Here is a 19,666-nt window from a genome sequence, read left to right on the forward strand (position 1 = left end):
ATTGAGGACTTCGTCACAGGCGGCGATAATCGCATTTGCCGCGCTTTTGGGAATGGTCTGCAGCTCCTTGTTCGCCAGCGCGGCGGCTTTCTTCACCATCACCATGCCGCGCACGAATTCTGGTATGTCGCTGATTTTGCTGTTGCTAATGTAGAAGTTTTCAATCGCTCGCAGAGTATGAACGCCGTAGTAAGCGTCCGCGGGAACTTCCCTGGTGCCCAACAGATCTTCTTCGATACGAATGTTGTTTAACATGTGAACCTTCTTTTCAAGCTGCCAATGAATTCACCAAATACACAGAATATCCAGGATTCAGTATATTTTCTGGCCGACGATTATTTCCTTAACCGGCCTGGTGCCCAAGATCATATGCTGATGATAGCGAATATCAGTAAGCTTGATCACTTATTACATCGCGGGTGTGAGAAGATTTATTAATCTGTGAAATGGGTCACCGCTTTCCTATTGCTGGAAAAAATAAGCATTTCCGCTGATTGAAAAGCCGCGCAGCATCCCCATCTTAGAGGGATGCGATCAGCAAATTGATGATTACGGGGGCTGAGCTCAGCGCCCGTTGATGAAGGAGACGCCGGTGCGTTGGATTCCGTTTATTGCCTTTTTTCTTTACGTTTACATTGAGATATCGATCTTTATCCAGGTCGCGCACGTGCTGGGCGTCTTTATGACCCTAATCCTGGTGATCTTTAGCTCGGTGGTAGGGATGTCGCTGGTGCGTAACCAGGGCTTCAAAAATTTCCTGCTGATGCAGCAGAAGATGGCCGCAGGCGAGAGCCCGGCGGCGGAGATGATCAAGAGCGTTTCACTGATTATTGCCGGTCTGCTGCTGTTGCTCCCGGGGTTCTTTACCGACTTCCTTGGCCTGCTGCTGTTACTGCCGCCGGTGCAGAAGCACCTGACGATGAAGCTGATGCCGCATCTGCGCTTCAGCCGGATGCCGGGCGGCGGCTTTAGCGCCGGAACTGGCGGCGGTGAGACCTTCGAAGGGGAATTCCAGCGTAAGGATGAGCAGCGCGATCGTCTGGACCATAAGGACGATCCCCGCGATTAATACACGCCCGGCCCGGTCAGCAAATGCGACCGGGCCGGTTTCTTTCCTGGCTTACACGCTACCTGTCGCCAGCTTGCGCCTGGGTAAAAACAGCCACAGCCCCGCCAGCATCACCAGCGCGTACAGACTCTTCCAGCCGACCATCGCCAGCAGCAGCAGACAGAGAATACTGCCCACCACCGCCAATAGCCGATAGCGCCCGCGCAGCAAACGACAGCCGGCCAGCATGCACAGCAGATAGATCATGATGAAAATGCCGTTGGCATAGACGATCAGCGCGTCCAGGTTGATATCGAGCAAATAGATACACAGGGTGCTGACCACGCAGGAGCCCAGCACGGCGTTGAGGGCATTGCGCGGGATCTGCCGTGGCGACAGGCGGGCGAGGTAGCTTTCGGGCTTATGCTGCGCCTGCGACCAGACCAGGCGGGCGAAGCTTTGAATATAGATGTTGAGGCTGGCGAAACAGGCGAGATAGCCGATGACGCAGGCCACCCACAGCGCTTCGACACCGAACAGACGGACCACGATGTTCGGTAGTGACGCCGCCGCCGCCATCTCCTCGCCAAAGGCGTGGAAGTGCAGCACCAGCACGGTACAGGCCCAGTAGACCGAACCGGCAAGCAGCAGGCCTATCATCAGCGCCCTGGGGAAGTCACGCTCGGGATGTTTAAACTCCGAGGCCAGGTGAGCAAAAGCTTCCAGACCGACAAAGCACCAGAACATGACCGATAGCGCGGAGAAGAGCTGACCATGGTCGATCTCCGTCAGGGCGGGGAAGGGGATCTGCGCCGGGCTTATCCCGCCACGCCACCAGACGGCGACGATCAGCGCCACAATCAGCACGGCAACCAGCGTCTGCAGGTTGGCGCTGGAGCTGGCGCCACGCGAACCGATCCACCAGACGATGGCCAGGGTGCCCAGCTCCGCCAACAGTAGCTGCGCATCATGCCAGCCGAACAGCGCCTGGCCGAAGCCGGTGGCGATGTGCAGCGCGGCGGGGAGTCCGACCGGGATAACGGATAAAAACAGCCAGCCGGTGACGCTGGCCAGACGTGGGCCAAATGCCATATCGACAAAGTGGGCCACGCCGCCCGCGCTGGGAAAATGGCGGCCCAGTAGGGCAAAGACGATGGCAATCGGGAAAACAAGGAGAATGAGCAGCGGCCATGCCCACAGACTGTTATCGCCAGCGACCAGCGCCGCCAGCGCCGGGACGGCGAAGACGCCAGTACCCAGCAATGAGGTGGAAAGTAATCCGACTCCCTGTCCCAGTCCCAACTCCTGTTTTAAACCACTCATGATTCCATCCTGCGCCAGTGAAAAAAAAGAGAGTATCACAATCGCTTTTCCTTATGACGCATTGGCCGATAGCGCTGCTTTTTGCGCGCTAGCGCAAAGGTAAAAATTTTTTTTGATTTTGCCCTTGAAGCGGGAAATGGCCACCCCCATCTCTCTCTGCACTAGCCGGTAAACCGCGTTCGGCCCGGCGTCACCCATAACTGATAATGACTTTCTCGAAGGAGAGCTATCAATGAGTATTCGTCCGTTACATGATCGTGTGATCGTCAAACGTAAAGAAGTTGAAACCAAATCTGCAGGCGGCATCGTTCTGACCGGTTCTGCGGCAGCTAAATCAACTCGTGGCGAAATCATCGCTGTCGGTAAAGGCCGCATTCTGGAAAACGGAACTGTGCAGCCGCTGGACGTTAAAGTTGGTGACATCGTGATTTTCAACGATGGCTACGGCGTGAAGTCTGAGAAGATCGACAACGAAGAAGTGCTGATCATGTCCGAAAGCGACATCCTGGCAATTGTTGAAGCGTAATTCGCACGACCCTGAACGAATTTGAGGAATAAAAGAAATGGCAGCAAAAGACGTAAAATTCGGTAACGACGCTCGTGTAAAAATGCTGCGCGGCGTAAACGTACTGGCAGATGCAGTTAAAGTGACCCTGGGCCCGAAAGGCCGCAACGTGGTGCTGGACAAATCCTTCGGCGCGCCGACCATCACTAAAGATGGCGTTTCCGTTGCTCGTGAAATCGAACTGGAAGACAAGTTCGAAAACATGGGTGCGCAGATGGTGAAAGAAGTTGCCTCTAAAGCGAACGACGCGGCAGGCGATGGTACCACCACCGCAACCGTACTGGCTCAGGCTATCGTGAACGAAGGCCTGAAAGCTGTTGCAGCAGGCATGAACCCGATGGATCTGAAACGTGGTATTGACAAAGCTGTCATTGCCGCCGTTGAAGAACTGAAAGCGCTGTCCGTACCGTGCTCTGACTCTAAAGCTATCGCTCAGGTTGGTACCATCTCCGCTAACTCCGACGAAACCGTCGGTAAACTGATCGCGGAAGCGATGGATAAAGTCGGTAAAGAAGGCGTGATCACCGTTGAAGACGGTACCGGTCTGGAAGACGAACTGGACGTAGTTGAAGGTATGCAGTTCGACCGCGGCTACCTGTCCCCGTACTTCATCAACAAGCCGGACACCGGTGCTGTTGAGCTGGAAAGCCCGTTCATCCTGCTGGCTGACAAAAAAATCTCCAACATCCGCGAAATGCTGCCGGTTCTGGAAGCCGTAGCGAAAGCGGGCAAACCGCTGGTTATCATCGCTGAAGACGTTGAAGGCGAAGCGCTGGCGACCCTGGTGGTTAACACCATGCGCGGCATCGTTAAAGTGGCTGCGGTGAAAGCACCGGGCTTCGGCGACCGTCGTAAAGCCATGCTGCAGGATATCGCTACCCTGACTGGCGGTACCGTTATCTCTGAAGAGATCGGTATGGAGCTGGAAAAAGCGACTCTGGAAGATCTGGGCCAGGCGAAACGCGTGGTTATCAACAAAGACACCACCACCATCATCGATGGCGTTGGCGAAGAGTCTGCAATCCAGGGCCGTGTAGCTCAGATCCGTAAGCAGATCGAAGAAGCGACCTCCGATTACGACCGTGAAAAACTGCAGGAACGTGTCGCTAAACTGGCTGGCGGCGTGGCAGTAATCAAAGTCGGTGCGGCTACCGAAGTTGAAATGAAAGAGAAAAAAGCACGCGTCGACGACGCCCTGCACGCCACCCGTGCTGCGGTTGAAGAAGGCGTGGTGGCTGGCGGCGGCGTAGCGCTGGTTCGCGTTGCGGCGAAACTCGCTGGCCTGACCGGTCAGAACGAAGATCAGAACGTCGGTATCAAAGTTGCGCTGCGCGCAATGGAAGCACCGCTGCGTCAGATCGTGTCCAACGCCGGTGAAGAGCCGTCTGTTGTTGCTAACAACGTGAAAGCTGGCGACGGTAACTACGGTTACAACGCAGCAACTGAAGAATACGGCAACATGATCGACTTCGGTATCCTGGACCCAACCAAAGTGACCCGTTCTGCTCTGCAGTACGCGGCATCCGTGGCTGGTCTGATGATCACCACCGAGTGCATGGTGACCGACCTGCCGAAAGGCGACGCGCCTGACTTAGGTGCTGCTGGCGGTATGGGCGGCATGGGCGGTATGGGCGGCATGATGTAATCGTGCGCTCTACGGCATAAAAAAGCAGAAACCCCTGGCCAGCAATGGCTGGGGGTTTTTCTTTTGGCGCGCTTTTTAGTATAAGGCTTATACATAAAAATCATTTAAGCTGCATCAGAGCGGCAAGCACCTCCGTTTCGGGCGTGAACTGACAAGCGCGACCGGGGAGGGAATGAACGCGGCTCATGCCGACGCAGTTTGAAGGATGATAGATTTACATCCGGGCCAGTGCGTCCAGCTCATCGATCATGGGGAATAACATGCAGGTAAAATATTTAGCAGGGATTGTCGGCGCAGCCTTACTGTTGGCAGGTTGCAGTTCCAGCAATGAATTAACCTCTGCCGGCCAGAATGTGCGCTTCGTGCAGGAGAAGCCGGGCGCAGAGTGTCAGCTGTTAGGGACCGCGACGGGTAAACAGAGCAACTGGCTCTCCGGCCAGAATGGCGATGAGGGTGGTTCCATGCGCGGTGCGGCAAACGCCCTGCGCAACCAGGCGGCAGCGATGGGCGGAAACGTGATTTACGGCGTCAGCAGCCCGACGCAGAACCTGCTGTCGAGCTTTGTACCTACCGACAGCGAAATGAACGGCCAGGTTTATAAGTGCCCGAACTGATGCGTGACGCCTCTCTCTGCGAGTGCGGAGAGAGGCGTGGTCGCTAGATGAGGATCAGACGCTAAGCTCCGCTTTCTTCTCCAGATAGAAGGCGTGCAGAGGACGCAGGCACTCTTCCAGACTGAGCATTCTTCCCGGCTGGGAAGGGATAATGGTACTGAAGATCTGGCATGGCGCCAGCTCCGCGTGCATCGCCTTGAGCTTGGGGCTTTTCTCGATAAGCTGCATTACCACGTTGTTTTCCAGTTCAGACAGATGCGGTACGCTGGTTTTGACTACCGCACCGGAGACAATTTTCTTCCCTTCCTCCGTCTCGCAGCAGTACAGCGCACCCAGATAATGGGAAAACAGGTTCAGCTTCCACTCTTCCTGAGGATGCTGTTGATAATCAATATTTGGCTGGGTGGTTAAGTCCACGGTGTAGCACATTAAAAAATCCATATTTGAACTTAAGTATTGTATAACTGCTTGGTCATTCACTGTTTTCAACGCTTGTTGAATACCTGCGAGTAATGCCTCTACCTGCCTGTCTTCAATACATAATGTGCAGATTTGCTCATTCTGGAGAACCAGAATGAGAGTCGATTCAGTCTCGCCTGGTTTAAGAGTAATCGACATAATACGCCGCTCAGGATTCGGCTGCTGAATCTCCGCCATCTCTACGGCAGGGATGTTAGCGATCAGCGACTCATTATAAGCGATAAGCTCTTCTTTATAGGTTTCCCCTTGTTCGTGTAATCGCTTATACGTCACAAGCAGACGATTTTGAAGTATGAGAAGAAGATCGAGTAGTATGGGCGCTTGCAGATAATATTGCTGACAGAGACCATTCGGCTGCTTTATTTTTAACAGCAGCGCCAGAAATCGGTCTTCAAAGGTAATACCTGCGGTATTAAATCCAATAAACGTTCCTTGCATAGTTTTCTCCTTTTTATGCTGGCGCGAGAGTCTTTGTCTGCGACAGATCGATAACGCGATCGGCAGAGGCAATCGTGGATGGCCGGTGGGCAACGATAATCCGGGTAATGCTTAACGCCGAGATTGACTGATTGATAACAGATTCATTCCGTAAGTCGAGGTGGCTGGTGGCCTCATCCATAAACAGAATGCTTGGTTTACGATACAGCGCTCGGGCAATTAGAATACGCTGTTTTTGTCCGCCGGAGATCCCCAGGCCTAGTTCGCCGACGATGGTTTCATAACCCATCGGCATCTTTATAATCTCGTCATGGATGTTGCAGCGTTTGGCACACTCCATGACAAAATCAATATCGGCGTTATCTTCAAAGCCGCTGATATTGTCGATAAGCGACCCGGAGAAAAGGCGATCCTCCTGCAGTACGCAGGCGGTGCCAAGTCGATAATTATTGAGACCAATTTTAGTGATATCAAGATTATCGGCTAAAACATCGCCACTGGTTGGTGAAAGCAAACCGCACATTACTTTTAACAGCGTGGTTTTACCAACGCCTGAAGGACCGATCAGGGCCACGGATTCTCCTGGCTCAACCGTAATATTTAAATTTGAGAAGATTGGCTGAGAAAACGGATCATATTGATAACAGAGGTTTTTGACCTCCAGTTTGGCGCCTGAATCAGGGGAAAATACTTCCCGCGCGGGGAGCTCTTTTTCCGGCTCACTAAAAACAATCTCTGACAGACGTTCGTTATGTAAAGAGAGCATTCGCAGCTGCATACACAAATCGACCAGGCTGGAGGCGCGCTGTGAGAATTGACCACGGTAGGCATTAAATGCCATAAACATACCGAGGGTCATATTATTATCAATAACCATGATGGCGCCCAGCCAGAGGACTGCGACCTGATCGATAGTGGTAATAAAGGTGTTCACTCCTCCAAACATCATATCGAAACGGGTTTGTTTAATACCGGCGTTGCAGGCTTCAATATTAATATTGAGCCAGTGCTGGGAGCGCCGCTCTTTGAGATTTAGCGCTTTGATGGTCGAGATACCGTACAGAGACTCCATAAAGTGCGAGCTGGACCGCGCCCCCTTAATAACCTGCTCTTCCGCCACGCGACGATAGAAATGATAAGTTGCCAGACGCATAATCGCATAGCATAGGGTAAAGCCAACGACCACCCATGTTAGCCAGCCTCCGTACAGCGTCAGCATGATCAGCAGGCCAATAGTCATGATCGAGTCAATAATGCCGCTGACGATGCTGTTAGTAAACGTTGAGCGAATGGTATCCAGGGAGGAGAAACGTGACTGAATATCCCCAAGATGACGCTTTTCGAAAAACGATAGCGGCAGGCTGGTCATATGATCGAAAAGGGTGGTTTTCCACTGAATATTTGTTAGCGTATTCAGCGTCAATGAGGTCCAGGCACGCAGCATACTGATGAAAGTGCGAAACAGCGTAAAAAAGACCAGACCGATACAGATGACTGACAGCAGACTTTGGTCGTGCGCCATAATTACATGGTCGGTAACCAACTGGGTACCTATCGGCAGCAGTAAACCAATCGCTTCAACGACCACTGAGAAGGCAAAAATTTTCAGTAGCGCTGACTTTAATCCGACAATATTACGCATCAAATCCAACAGGCGTAGGCGGGACTTAGCTTTTTCCTGCTGAAAGTTTTGATCGGGCCAGAGTTCCAGGGCGATACCGGTAAAATAATTGGACATCTCCTGATTACCAATGATGCGCTTGCCTAGCGCTGGGTCGTGCACCACAAAGCTGGATTTACGTACTTTGGTCAATACCACATAGTGGTTCATCCCCCAGTGCAGGACACAGGGGAGTTTAAGCTGGCGGATCTCATCCAGATCCAACGACAGCGCCCGGCTTTTTAAACCAGCATGTTCCGCCGTTTTGCTCAAGGACATCAGCGTGACGCCCTGCGAAGGACTGCCAAAGCGCTGACGGAAATTAAACAGATCGATATCCAGGCCATAGTGGCCGCAAACCATGGCCAGACAGGCGATCCCACACTCAGCGGCTTCCGACTGTAATATAACAGGCGTTTTCTTCAGGAGAGAAAAGTTAATTTTTGCGATGATCTTTTCAAAAAGTTCGTTAGTCATTGATCGGGCCGCTCACGCTTTGAGTAATCTTATAAACTGGGGTAAACATCCACATATAGAGAGGGCGTTCTTCAAGGAATACAACGGCCTGAGCTTTGAGCCCATTAGACAAACTTAACTTTTTACCGTCATATTCGAACTGTTTATCTTTAATTTTGACAATTGCTTTGTATAGCGCCAGTTCTTGCTGTTGGTTGACAGCGTTATTGACGTTTGTGTATTCAGACATTTCTTGTCGTGATGCAGGCATAGAAGATATGGATACTATCTCGCCTGGGAATTGACCAAACTTATCTGAGGGAAATGCATCATAGCGAATATTGATGGTATCCCCCGTTCTTAAATAGGGTATCGTATTGTTTGGTAACCATAGGACGAGATAATATTCAACATTACCGGTCGGCTTGATCTGGGCCAGACTACTGCCATTATCAACCGTCTGCCCTTGTGTAGCTGAAAGCGACTCAATTCTGCCATCACTGGTAGACTTGACAATAATATTACCGTTAGCATTGGATTCGACCAGCTGGTTTTTATAATCATTGGATTGGTTATACTGACTGGAAATTTGGTTGTCAAAATCAGCCGCTTTAGTGATTCGATCACTATTAAGTTGAGTGATTTGCGATTCCAGTTGCATTTTTTGGCTAACCAATGATTGGTAGGCACTCTGCTGCTGGAAATACAAAGAGTGCTGATAATTATATTGGTCTTTCGTTATCAGGCCATTGTTAAGATATTTATCATAACTGGAAAGATTATCGTGCATTTTTTTCAGGCCAGCCTGAGTATTGACCAGCATACGGTTGGTCTCTTTCAGGGAGTCGGTGGTGGTTTTTAACTGCGCATTTAGCGCGCTTAATGTCTGATTTTTATTATCTTCCAGCTTTTTGATGATATTATCAGAGTTGGCAATCTTTTCATTGATGACTTCTATTTGTGCTGCGCTGACATTACCACTGGTGGTGCTGCGGGAAACATCAATTTCGTAGAGTGGTTGGTTTTTTTTAACTACATCACCGATTTTGACGAATTGCTTAACAATAAATCCTTGTTGAGGCGCAAACACGTTAATAGAGTGAGGAAGGGTAATGACTTCACCCTTTACATCAACTCGTTGGGTGAATTTGCAGAAAATCAATGCGCAAACAAGCGCAGTGAGAAATAGTGCCGATAACGAAAGAACTAACCAGGAAGGTAAGCCAGCGAGTAATAACGCTTTCCCTTTCCAGTGATGCCTTTTGTATTCGACCGCTTCCTTGCGATAGAGGTTTTTTGACATGTGTACCGCTTTTTATTTTAAAAAAGGTCTGAATAATCAGACCTTTGTTAACATTTCGAATATGAACAGATTAACTATAAATCAATTACTTCGGGAGACCTATTAAGCCCAAGGTGTGAAGGTACCGTTATTCCAACCTTCCAGCAATCCCGTGGTCAGTTCCACAGTTTTGTCCCACCCTAGCATGGCGGCGGTAATCGCACCACCGATCGCACCCGCTAACAGTCCCCAAACCCCCCCGACCATCATACCGAGAGTACCAAAACCTAAGGAACCACCGCCATTGCCGCCATGGGCGCCACCAATGACGGACCCTGTCATAGCATAAACGGCGCCACCTAATAAAGCGCTGAGAGTGAGCTCAGCTCCATTTGATACAATTGAGGTGAGTGCAGAACCGAGAGATGAAAAATCCCAAGAGTAGCCACCCGAGATTTCTTCCATTTCAAAAACGGTTAATTGTTTCATTACTTTTATTCCCTTAAATTTAAATAAATATTAGATGTTAAATGTTCCGGGAGAACTAATCGCCCGGTGCAAAAATATAGGGGAATGTTTTACGAGGTTCAATACAATAATCATGAATTGTATGTGAAACATTTGATTTAGAATCCATTTCATATTGTTTCATGTGTTTTTTTCTCAAAAAATAAAGTGGCAAGATCATGTAGGGTTTCCTTGGGGGTTCTTTGGGGGGCATAAAGCTGTTTTTGTTTTTTTTGTTGGGCTCGGTTTGAACTTTTCATGGGGAGTTAATCATCCCCATGAAATGAGAGTGAATTAATCTTCCTGAATCACAACCTCCATCATCCCTTTAACTAGACCCATTGTTACATCGCTGCTGCTATCACTTTGTCGATAATAATCAGCGGTCAGATTAATGGTTTTATTGAGGTCGTTAGTGGTGTTTATTTTATAATTATAACTGTCAGTGTCATAGAAAACTACAGGACTGTTCGACAGCTTGAATATAATTCCAACTTTGTTAGCAGCGTCACTACCGGTAAGCATATTGTCCACGATTCCATCCCCCGAGGCGCTTATCCCACCTACTGGATTAAACCAGTAGGTGACGGTATTACCTACAGAATCATTCGGGCAACTAATATCCATTTCAATGGTTTTCTGCGCTGGAGTTGTTGCACCGCGAGCCAGTGACATGAGTTGTCCTTTGTCAATACGATTCAGAGTCACCTGCGACCGTGGTGTAGTGATGTTACAAGATGTAGTACGATAAGTTATATTTTTAATCGCGATGGATATGATATCATATAAAAGTCTATCATTCGCGACTGGGTTGGCTTTTAAATTACCTACCGAAAAGGAAACGGAGGGGTTCGAGCTGGACTTGGTGCTGGTATCAATCACGGTTTTGGTTTTGATAAGCCATACAGTAACAAATTGGTAGTTATTCTCGGATGATTTTGCTATTGGCACTGGAGTTGAACCAGCCTCGGCAGGGACCAGAGAACCATTTTTACTACGCAATATGTCGGAGACTTGAAACCCAATACCATCAATTCCTGTTTCATATACGGGACCACCCTGAATGCCGGTGACACCTGAAACAACAGCTGTATCGATATCAATTATATATTGATCATCGTTTTTATCACAGGTAAACGTTTTATATTGGCCAGTACCAAACTTATGGGTATACAATACAGTACCTACCGGAATAGAGGTGTCCGTTGGAATTTTGATATTATTCAGTGTTAAAGTTTGACGCTTGGTATTATTGTCATATGTACATTTAGCAGCAGCTTCGCCGCCAATCATTAATAACGTTATTAGTATAATTATACTTTTCATCAATATATTCCCCTATGAATGACTAACGGCAAACCGCTTCGATTTGACTGATGCCAGTCGCTTTGCCTTCCCTGGCCGGTAAAGTAAATGAAGCATTGCACTGCTGCGCGGCGCTTTTGCCCCACTGGACGTTAAGGATCCCGGTCTGCTGCAACCCGGACATATAGACCATCCCGGCGTCGCTGACGATACTTGGCTGCGATTTACTATTTCCGGCGAGCAGGACCATTGCGCCGTAAGGTACGTCCTGACCATTGGCGGTTTTCAGATGCACAAAGGCCCGCTGGCCGATATTGCCGTCATAACTTGCACGCACGATGGCGCCTCGCGTCGGAACAACGCTCTTCGTGGTTTCTGGCAGTTCCATATCTTCACCAAGGGTGGTGCTGTCCAGTGTGATATCGGTGCGACGATAAGGCGTAACGTACGGGACGATAGCGTAACCGCGATAGTCGGTGGAGATGGTGTTATCGTTTGCCAGTCTGACGTTATCCAGCCCTGGTGCTTTAACCAGTACGGCGGCGTCGGTGATGTCCTGGCCAAGCGTGATGCCATCGGCATGAGCAAGAATGCTGCCGTTGGCGCCGTAGTCAATACGTTGGCTGTTATTGTCATAGCTATAGCCAGCATTAACGCTGCCGCGGGCACCGTTATAGGTTGCGCGCATATCGCCGCTGTAGTATTCCCGGTTGCTGTACCCTTGCTGCAGGCTCCACTCGAGGCTGTCGTTATCCAGCCCGACCCCCCCTATAGATACCGACTGATCGGTTGATCCCGGATTGCTGTTGGTTAACTGATAGCTGGTGTAGGTACCCGGCAGCCAGTTGCTCAGCGGCAGGGTCACCGTCAGGGTGATGCGCTGATCGTCCTGGGCGTCTTTACCGGAGCTATCCCCGCTCCAGGTGTAACGGTTATAGCTATAGCCCAGATAGTAGTTCACATTACGGAAGCCGCCGTTATAGCCCACGCTGATCGACTTGTTGGTGCGCTTATCATCCCAGTAATCTTCAATTAACCCGCTAACGGACAGACTCCCCAGGCCTTTACCCAGACTTTGGTTAACCGTCAGGTTGGTACGGTTACGCAGCGAACGCGGACTATAGTTGCCGTCCTTAGAGTAGCTATCCAGCACCTCGGAGAGGGTATTAAACCCGCGGGTGGAATAGCGGTAGCCCGCGATGGTGACGTTAGTGCCGGTTTCGACGATGTTTTTCCCGTAACGTACCCGCCAGGACTGCCCGGAGGTCTTTTCATCGTCTTTCATTTTCGACCAGGCCTGGGTGACGTCTGCTGAAGCAGCGCCAAGCTCGCCGAGGTTATAGCCGAGACCTGTCGATAGCGCCTGGTAGCGCGAGGCCGCCTGCATGCCGCCATATACTGTCAGGCTGCTGGAGACGCCGTAGGTCGCGGTAGCCTGAGTAAATGGCGTTTCATCGACTCCACCATCGTAAGGACGATATTTACCGGAAGTAATCTCATACTCCAGTTGATTTTCACGCACCATGACCGGCAGGGTGGCGAACGGCACAACAAATTCTTGCTTGGATCCGTCGGACTCTTCCACGCTGACGTAAAGGTCACCGCTACCGCCGCTTGGGTACATATCGGTGATTTCAAATGCCCCAGGCGCCACGTAGGTTTGGTATACCTGATAACCGTTCTGCTTAATCGTTACGCGGGCATTGGTTTTGGCGATACCGCGAATAATCGGCGCATAGCCGCGCATACTTTCCGGCAGCATCGACGTATCGGTAGCCAGTTGTATCCCGGTAAACGGCACGCTGTCGAAGATGGTCGAGAGCGATGAGCTCTCGCCCATCACCAGGTTACTGTTGATCGGACGAATGCTGCGCTGCATATAGAGATAGGCGGAATCCCAGTCCCCGGCACCGCTATTGTTTTTATTCCAGGTGCTGAGGTTGCGGATACGCCATGGGCCAACGTTGAGGCCAGACTGCAGGTTCAGGCTGTAGTATTCATCATTTTCCTGCATGTCGTTTGAGCCGCTGAACTGATAGTTCACCAGCAGGGCGTTGATGCCATCATCAAACTGATCCGGTGGAATATATCCCTGCGCGGTGGTGGATAAGGCCGCCTGCGGAATAGAGATATTTAAGCGCTGGGCGGTGAAGTCAAAATCCGCTTTGGTGTCCGGGATGACAGACAAGTTTGTGCAGCCGTTTTGATCCTCGGTTAACTCTGGAAAGGCTTTTATCCTTACGCCATATTCCTCCAGTGCTTTTAGACTCAGACAGGGAACCAGAGCGGGTTCGCGGCTATCGCTGCTGGCGTGATTGTTAGCGACAAACTTTATCGTCCTGGTATCCAGGTAGCGGCCATTAAACATGATATCGACCCGATAATCCCCCGGCGCCTGTGCGTTCTGGGTCTGAAATACGGATAAGTCAGGAGTGGTTGATGGATCGCTACCATTCAATGAGCTAATGAATGAGGGATCGAAAAAGTCACGTGCTTGCGCTTTATTATTCAAACCAGAAAGCAATGCCGGAAGCATTGCAATAAAGACGGTAGACAGTTTGAATAATCCATTATTCTTATTTGGCATAGACACATCCCTATAATGATAAAATAAAATTCTTATTACAGCGATGAGGAGTAGAGCGACCCTGCTCCGCCATAATCATTGACAACTTTCCAGGTAATGCTTGAGGCATTGATATTTTCTTTTAACGTCACTTCTTTGGTCGTCATTGGGGCGACTGACTTAACTTCCGGCTTCACTTCTTTGCCACCAATCTGGATGCTATGGAAATAGAAGAAAAATGGCGTTGGATTTTTGATCGTTAGCTTTGTGCCAGATTTGCGCCATTCGAGCTTTTTCGCTTCCGTATTAGGGGAGAGGTCGAAAAGTGCTTTAGGGCGATAGACCAGACGCATGCGGTGGCGGACCGCCAGTTGAATGGTGTTGTTATTCGCTTTGGCATCATCAGCCGGAGGAATCGCCATGACGTTAAAATAGTACATGGATTCCCGGTCGGTCGGCGCATTAACGTTTCCGTTAGAAAACAGACGAACCGTATTCTGTTGTTTCCCTTCAAGGCGGAACAGCGGCGGCGTGGCCATAAAAGAGGGTGCTTTTCCTGCCGGCGCTTCAACCCAGGATTTAATCAGATAGGGAATATCATCTTTATTTTCTATTTGCGCGGTGATTTCGCGCGCGCCTTCTTTATACAGATAGCGGGTGGATTCAACGACAATACCGGCATGGGCAATACTGCTGAGGAGTAATGCACAGGATGCGGTGAGAGTTAATAAGGTCCTGAACATGGCTTTTCTCTGAATGCAAAAAAGGGCCCGCCGTGAAGCGGGACCCTTTGGGGAAAAATTAGATGGTGTAATCGATAGTAAAGGTCGCAACACCTTTAACCGGACCTTCGGTTACTGTGGTCGCAGCGTTGGTTCTTACATAACCAGTGGTGTACTTCAGCTGAGTACCGTTGGTTGCAGAGTAGCTTTCGGTCATGGTGTCAGAACCGTCGAAGGCTACGCGATGGGAATCGCTGACGCGCTGGATACCAATACCGATACCCGCCGCACCGTTAGCAGCGGTGTTGTCCAGAATGGTTGCATCGCTGCTGGTAGTGCCACTAACATTTACGGTCACGCCAGTAACCGGGTTAGTGCTGCCCTGGGCGCAGTCTTTCACGTCAAAACCGAAGTCCTGAGTTTTGAACAGTTTACCAGCGGCTTCAGCATTTGCTTCAGTGGTGGTCACAGTGATCAGCTGAACGATACCGTTGTTCAGGGTACCAGTCGGAGTCACGACGCAAGAGTTAGCTGCATCAGAGACTTCACCCAGTACAGTTACCTGAGCAGTGTTAGTTGCCATTGCCTGAGCACTCAGCACTGCAGATGCAGCGACCATTACAGCTACGATTGTCTTTTTCATTTAATTAATCCATATATAGATACTTAGTCCTGTGTAGAGTCGATAACAGTTATCAAGGGAATGGAGTATGCATTCGCATTGATATTGAAAATAAGCGCCAGCATTCCTTTATATAGTGCTGAGACTAATCATCCTGTTGAACAACGCTACCATATCGCTTGCCATAGCGAACCATGGGAAAGCGGGAGTAATTTAAAAGCATGGTGCAAAAAATGCTTGTGAATTCTTTATGAAATGCCTCTGAATTTAATGCTTTTATAGTAGATTGAGATGCTGCCATTATTTGAGGTGAATTTAATCTGAAAATGCGGGGCTAAACAAGATAACTGTCGCATATTGATTTATCTCCTGTATTCTGTGTGGCGCCGGTCAATGTGAACTAAACTCGTTCCTTTTTGAAATGATAATTTTCATAGACCATGTTGGCTGAACTAATTAGAATTTATTATGGATAATGGTTTTTCGTGGGGCAGGGATATGGATAACGCTGCGTTATTTAATGGGTGTATGATTAATCATGAAGTTATCTTTAATGCAAATATGAATGAGCTGCGGCCGCTTTCAGGTGACGGAGAGTGCGTCACCCTGAATGCACCTACCGCCAGATGCTTACTTTTACTTTTGCAAAATAGCGGAAAAGTGATTTCGCGGGATGAATTTCTGGCTGCTGTTTGGGAAACCCGGGGAGTGGTGGTGTCACAAAATACGTTCTATCAAAATATCTCTTTGCTGCGAAAATCATTGCTCAAAGCGGGGCTGTCGGCGGATATCATTATCACCGTCAGGCAAAAAGGGTTTAGCGTCGCGCCAGATACCCTGATCATCCCTCTCTCTGATGAAGAGTGCGAGAATATGAATCGGGCGACATTAACGCATTATCAAAATAATAAGGTTGCCGACGTTACTGCCGAGAGCAAAGGTCATTCTGACGATCACGTAGTTATTTCATTAACAGAAAGCTTAGCGATTCAGGGCAATGAGTTGATAGAGAATAAAGTGGAGATACCAGGAAAACAATCGGAACGATTACAGGTAACTTTTAAAATGCCCACCTGGTTAATCGCGCTGATTGTAGTGATGATTGTGATTAATATCGTGGTGCTGGTGGTGCTTCACCGTTAGCTTGTCGCAATAGGGGGTTATCACGTAATGCGATAGCTGACAGCTGATAGCTGTTTACCTAATCCTCTGGCAAGAAATGGCTTCACATGGTTTGTCTGCCAGAGCGTCCTGGCAGACAAGTGAATCTGACGTTTATCGCTGCTTCAGCCCTAAATCCAGCGGCGTCTTGCTGGGTTCCCCGCCGATCTCGCGCGCCAGCTTCGGCACCATGTAGCCGGAGATGAGGGTCAATAGTTCACGCATGATTTCACGGGCTTCATCATCGCTAACCATGAAGTGCGCCGCCCCTTGCACCCGATCCAGCACGTGCAGGTAGTAGGGCATTACCCCGGCGTCAAACAGCGCATTGCTGAGGTCGGCCAGGGTTTGCGCGTTGTCGTTCACCCCGCGCAGCAGCACGCTCTGGTTGAGCAACGTGACGCCCGCCTGGCGCAGCATGGCCATCGCCGCGCGAAACTCACCGTCAATTTCATTGGCGTGGTTGACGTGGTTAACCAGGATTACCTGCAGCGACGAACGCTGGAAGCGGCTGGCCAGCGTCTCGGTAATGCGCGCCGGGATTACAATCGGCAAGCGGCTGTGAATACGCAGGCGCTTAACGTGCGGAATAGCTTCCAACTGGGTCATCAGCCAGTCAAGCTCATGGTCCTTTGCCATCAGCGGGTCGCCGCCGGAGAAGATGATTTCATCAAGCTGCGGATGCGCTGCGATGTAGTCCATTGCCGTCTGCCAGTTGCGCCTGGTGCCCTGATTTTCGGCGTATGGGAAGTGGCGGCGGAAGCAGTAACGACAATTTACCGCACAACCGCCTTTCACCAGTAGCAGTGCCCGGTTGTGATATTTGTGCAACAAGCCGGGCACCACGCTGTGCTGTTCTTCCAGCGGATCGGTGGAGTATCCGGGGGCGACGATAAACTCTTCCTCGGCGGTAAGTACCTGACGAAGCAGCGGATCGTTAGGGTTGCCTTTCTCCATGCGGGCGATAAACGCGCGCGGGACGCGCAGCGGGAACAGGCGTCTGGCCTCGCGTCCGGCCAGCAGTTTTTCATCAGCGTCTACATTTAAAAGACGCAGCAGTTCATCAGGACTGGTCACAACATTGGCAAGTTGCGTTATCCAATCTTCTCTGGATGGGGTATTTAGGGTTACAATATGCGCCATTTTGTGGCTTAGCTACCAGTTAAACAATTTCAGAGGGCCTTATGGCGACTTACTATAGCAACGATTTTCGTGCTGGTCTTAAAATCATGTTAGATGGCGAACCTTATGCGGTAGAAGCCAGCGAATTCGTTAAACCAGGTAAAGGCCAGGCGTTTGCGCGCGTTAAACTGCGCCGCCTGCTGACTGGCACCCGTGTTGAGAAAACCTTCAAATCTACCGATTCGGCAGAAGGCGCGGACGTTGTCGATATGAACCTGACTTACCTGTACAACGACGGTGAGTTCTGGCACTTCATGAACAACGAAACTTTCGAACAGCTGTCTGCTGACGCGAAAGCGATCGGTGACAACGCTAAATGGCTGCTGGATCAGGCTGAGTGCATCGTGACCCTGTGGAACGGCCAGCCGATCGCGGTCACCCCGCCGAACTTCGTTGAGCTGGAAATCATTGAAACCGATCCAGGTCTGAAAGGCGACACCGCGGGTACCGGCGGTAAACCAGCGACCCTGTCTACTGGCGCCGTGGTTAAAGTTCCGCTGTTCGTCCAGATTGGCGAAGTGATCAAAGTGGATACTCGCTCTGGCGAATACGTATCCCGCGTGAAATAATTTCGCGCCATGTTGACTGGCGCAGCCTCCGTGCTGCGCCGCTCTTTACGCACAGGTACGACGAACACGAGACATGAAGCGCAGCGTAAAACTTCTGGTGTTACTGTTTCTGAGCAGCGCGTTACTGGCTGGCTGCAACACCGCCCGCGGAGTGGGTGAAGATATTCAGGGCCTGGGCCACGCCATCTCTCACGCCGTGAGCTAAATTTCCTTCCGTTTTGCTAGTGGCGGTTGCCTCCTGGCGCACCAGCTTCCTCCACGAATATTCCTTTTCTCTTAAAAATCGCAAAGATCCCTTCATCTGTGGACGGTTTGTCTATGCTTATAGGGCATGAAAACAAAACTGACACTAAGGATGACATTATGGTGAAAAAAACGATTGCAGCGTTCTTTACGGTTTTGGTCCTCTCTTCAGCACTGACTGCTTGTAACACTACGCGCGGAGTGGGTCAGGATATTTCAGAAGGCGGCAGCGCAATCTCTGGTGCGGCAACCAAAGCTCAGCAATAACGCCGTCGACGGTACGGTTTTACGCCGTACCGTTCTTCACTTCCCCCATCCTGTTGGATATACTCACTGCGACTTTTCATCCACCTTACGGGACGACCCGTAAGCGTTTCTCATCCGGGGACGGCCCCAGCAAAGGAGCCTTATGTCCTGGATAGTCTTATTTATCGCTGGTCTGCTGGAAGTGGTATGGGCCGTCGGCCTGAAATATACCCATGGCTTTAGCCGGCTGGTTCCCAGCGTCATCACCATCGTGGCGATGGTCGTCAGCATGGCGCTGCTTTCGTGGGCGATGAAAACCCTGCCGGTGGGAACTGCTTACGCCGTCTGGACCGGAATCGGCGCTGTGGGCGCCGCCGTGACCGGTATTGTGCTGTTGGGTGAATCCGCCAGCGCTATGCGTATCGCCAGTCTCGCCTGCATCGTGGTCGGCATCATTGGCCTGAAGATTAGCGCGCACTAGTTGTAGCGCTGATTGACCCAGATCAGTTTGCTGACATCAAAGCCCTGCCGGGTAGCAATATCCAGCATCTGCTGCCTGACCTCCGGAGCGATGGTGGGTGCCCGCGCCAGTAACCAGAGATAGTCGCGATCGGGTCCGCAGACCAGCGCGTAACGATACTCCTTATCCAGCGCAATGACGTTATAGCTGCCGTAGAAAGGGCCGAAGAAGGAGATCTTCAGCGCGGCGCGGCTGGGCTCCCCGGTAAAGTACGCCACTCCGTCCGTTTTCTGCCACATACCGCGGTCGGGGTTATAGCCTTTATTGACCACGTCCAGGCCGCCGTCATCGCGTGGGTGCCAGGCGATAGTGACCTTTTCCAGCCCGCTTTCAAAAGGGTGGTCAAAGCGGGCGATTTCATACCAGGTACCCAGATAGCGCTGAACGTCGAAGGGAGTGACCACGGTGACGCCCGGCGGCGGGGTGGGCGTGCTGCAGGCGACAGACAGGAACGAGACGGCAATCGCGGTGATTATCGGCAGGATACGCATGGCATGCTCCTTGCTGGCTTT

The 19,666-nt window shown here is 50.6% G+C and carries 21 protein-coding genes; 9 read left to right on the forward strand and 12 right to left on the reverse strand.

Annotated features, from left to right (window positions below):
* A partial coding sequence (locus CW267_RS13630) for a lyase family protein (protein ID WP_264755081.1) occupies positions 1-255 on the reverse strand: 255 nt, incomplete at its 3' end.
* Positions 256-592: 337 nt separating this feature from the next.
* Between CW267_RS13630 and CW267_RS13640 the strand changes: the two genes are divergently transcribed.
* Positions 593-1,069, forward strand: a complete 477-nt coding sequence (locus CW267_RS13640; RefSeq protein ID WP_012543133.1) for an FxsA family protein — start codon at positions 593-595, stop codon at positions 1,067-1,069.
* 51 nt (positions 1,070-1,120) lie between these two features.
* Here the strand turns inward: CW267_RS13640 and yjeH are convergent, their stop codons facing one another.
* Positions 1,121-2,371, reverse strand: coding sequence for an L-methionine/branched-chain amino acid transporter (yjeH, locus tag CW267_RS13645; RefSeq protein ID WP_012543132.1), 1,251 nt, complete (start codon positions 2,369-2,371; stop codon positions 1,121-1,123).
* 232 nt (positions 2,372-2,603) lie between these two features.
* On the opposite strand from yjeH, the gene CW267_RS13650 reads away from it, so the two are divergent.
* The 3 genes from CW267_RS13650 to CW267_RS13660 all read left to right on the forward strand — a co-directional run bounded on the left by CW267_RS13650 (position 2,604) and on the right by CW267_RS13660 (position 5,195).
* Positions 2,604-2,897, forward strand: coding sequence for a co-chaperone GroES (locus tag CW267_RS13650; protein WP_003855929.1), 294 nt, complete (start codon positions 2,604-2,606; stop codon positions 2,895-2,897).
* A gap of 37 nt (positions 2,898-2,934) precedes the next feature.
* Positions 2,935-4,581 (forward strand): chaperonin GroEL, encoded by a 1,647-nt coding sequence (gene groL, locus CW267_RS13655; RefSeq protein ID WP_008807218.1) that lies wholly within the window; start codon positions 2,935-2,937, stop codon positions 4,579-4,581.
* Positions 4,582-4,841: 260 nt separating this feature from the next.
* Complete coding sequence (locus CW267_RS13660) at positions 4,842-5,195, forward strand: DUF4156 domain-containing protein (protein ID WP_004152419.1); 354 nt, start codon at positions 4,842-4,844, stop codon at positions 5,193-5,195.
* Positions 5,196-5,249: 54 nt separating this feature from the next.
* On the opposite strand, the gene yjeJ is transcribed toward CW267_RS13660, so the two are convergent.
* From yjeJ to CW267_RS13700, 8 genes are all read right to left on the reverse strand, one after another.
* Positions 5,250-6,113 carry a YjeJ family protein gene (yjeJ, locus tag CW267_RS13665; RefSeq protein WP_100781626.1) on the reverse strand — a complete coding sequence of 288 codons (864 nt, stop codon included), beginning with the start codon at positions 6,111-6,113 and terminating at the stop codon, positions 5,250-5,252.
* A gap of 13 nt (positions 6,114-6,126) precedes the next feature.
* Positions 6,127-8,250 carry a peptidase domain-containing ABC transporter gene (locus CW267_RS13670; protein ID WP_100781627.1) on the reverse strand — a complete coding sequence of 708 codons (2,124 nt, stop codon included), beginning with the start codon at positions 8,248-8,250 and terminating at the stop codon, positions 6,127-6,129.
* Positions 8,243-9,532 (reverse strand): HlyD family secretion protein, encoded by a 1,290-nt coding sequence (locus CW267_RS13675; RefSeq protein ID WP_065802834.1) that lies wholly within the window; start codon positions 9,530-9,532, stop codon positions 8,243-8,245. The genes CW267_RS13670 and CW267_RS13675 overlap by 8 nt, the downstream gene beginning before the upstream one ends.
* 102 nt (positions 9,533-9,634) lie before the next feature.
* On the reverse strand, positions 9,635-10,000 hold the full coding sequence (locus CW267_RS13680; protein WP_017900068.1) for a hypothetical protein: 366 nt from the start codon (positions 9,998-10,000) through the stop codon (positions 9,635-9,637).
* Between the two features lie 312 nt (positions 10,001-10,312).
* Positions 10,313-11,344, reverse strand: a complete 1,032-nt coding sequence (locus tag CW267_RS13685; protein WP_100781628.1) for a fimbrial protein — start codon at positions 11,342-11,344, stop codon at positions 10,313-10,315.
* A 22-nt stretch (positions 11,345-11,366) separates the two neighbouring features.
* Positions 11,367-13,910 carry a fimbria/pilus outer membrane usher protein gene (locus CW267_RS13690; protein WP_100781629.1) on the reverse strand — a complete coding sequence of 848 codons (2,544 nt, stop codon included), beginning with the start codon at positions 13,908-13,910 and terminating at the stop codon, positions 11,367-11,369.
* A 35-nt stretch (positions 13,911-13,945) separates the two neighbouring features.
* Entirely contained in the window at positions 13,946-14,632 is a 687-nt protein-coding gene (locus CW267_RS13695; RefSeq protein ID WP_100781630.1) for a molecular chaperone, read from the reverse strand.
* A gap of 58 nt (positions 14,633-14,690) precedes the next feature.
* Positions 14,691-15,254 carry a fimbrial protein gene (locus tag CW267_RS13700; RefSeq protein ID WP_032734054.1) on the reverse strand — a complete coding sequence of 188 codons (564 nt, stop codon included), beginning with the start codon at positions 15,252-15,254 and terminating at the stop codon, positions 14,691-14,693.
* A gap of 477 nt (positions 15,255-15,731) precedes the next feature.
* Between CW267_RS13700 and CW267_RS13705 the strand changes: the two genes are divergently transcribed.
* Positions 15,732-16,376 carry a winged helix-turn-helix domain-containing protein gene (locus tag CW267_RS13705; protein WP_100781631.1) on the forward strand — a complete coding sequence of 215 codons (645 nt, stop codon included), beginning with the start codon at positions 15,732-15,734 and terminating at the stop codon, positions 16,374-16,376.
* Positions 16,377-16,508: 132 nt separating this feature from the next.
* Here CW267_RS13705 and epmB read toward each other — a convergent pair whose 3' ends face one another.
* Positions 16,509-17,537: an EF-P beta-lysylation protein EpmB gene (gene epmB / locus CW267_RS13710; protein ID WP_040088040.1), complete on the reverse strand. Its 1,029-nt coding sequence runs from the start codon at positions 17,535-17,537 to the stop codon at positions 16,509-16,511.
* 41 nt (positions 17,538-17,578) lie between these two features.
* Between epmB and efp the strand changes: the two genes are divergently transcribed.
* From efp to sugE, 4 genes are all read left to right on the forward strand, one after another.
* On the forward strand, positions 17,579-18,145 hold the full coding sequence (gene efp / locus CW267_RS13715; RefSeq protein ID WP_002885506.1) for an elongation factor P: 567 nt from the start codon (positions 17,579-17,581) through the stop codon (positions 18,143-18,145).
* 73 nt (positions 18,146-18,218) lie between these two features.
* Positions 18,219-18,350, forward strand: coding sequence for an entericidin A/B family lipoprotein (locus CW267_RS13720; RefSeq protein WP_002885511.1), 132 nt, complete (start codon positions 18,219-18,221; stop codon positions 18,348-18,350).
* A 158-nt stretch (positions 18,351-18,508) separates the two neighbouring features.
* Positions 18,509-18,655, forward strand: coding sequence for a lipoprotein toxin entericidin B (gene ecnB / locus CW267_RS13725; protein WP_004206423.1), 147 nt, complete (start codon positions 18,509-18,511; stop codon positions 18,653-18,655).
* Between the two features lie 142 nt (positions 18,656-18,797).
* Entirely contained in the window at positions 18,798-19,115 is a 318-nt protein-coding gene (gene sugE / locus CW267_RS13730; RefSeq protein ID WP_008807209.1) for a quaternary ammonium compound efflux SMR transporter SugE, read from the forward strand.
* Here the strand turns inward: sugE and CW267_RS13735 are convergent.
* Positions 19,112-19,645 carry a lipocalin family protein gene (locus CW267_RS13735; RefSeq protein WP_043875919.1) on the reverse strand — a complete coding sequence of 178 codons (534 nt, stop codon included), beginning with the start codon at positions 19,643-19,645 and terminating at the stop codon, positions 19,112-19,114. The genes sugE and CW267_RS13735 overlap by 4 nt on opposite strands.
* Between the last annotated feature and the right edge of the window lie 21 nt (positions 19,646-19,666).

This window comes from Klebsiella sp. X1-16S-Nf21 (assembly GCF_002837615.1).
Lineage (GTDB): Bacteria > Pseudomonadota > Gammaproteobacteria > Enterobacterales > Enterobacteriaceae > Klebsiella > Klebsiella variicola.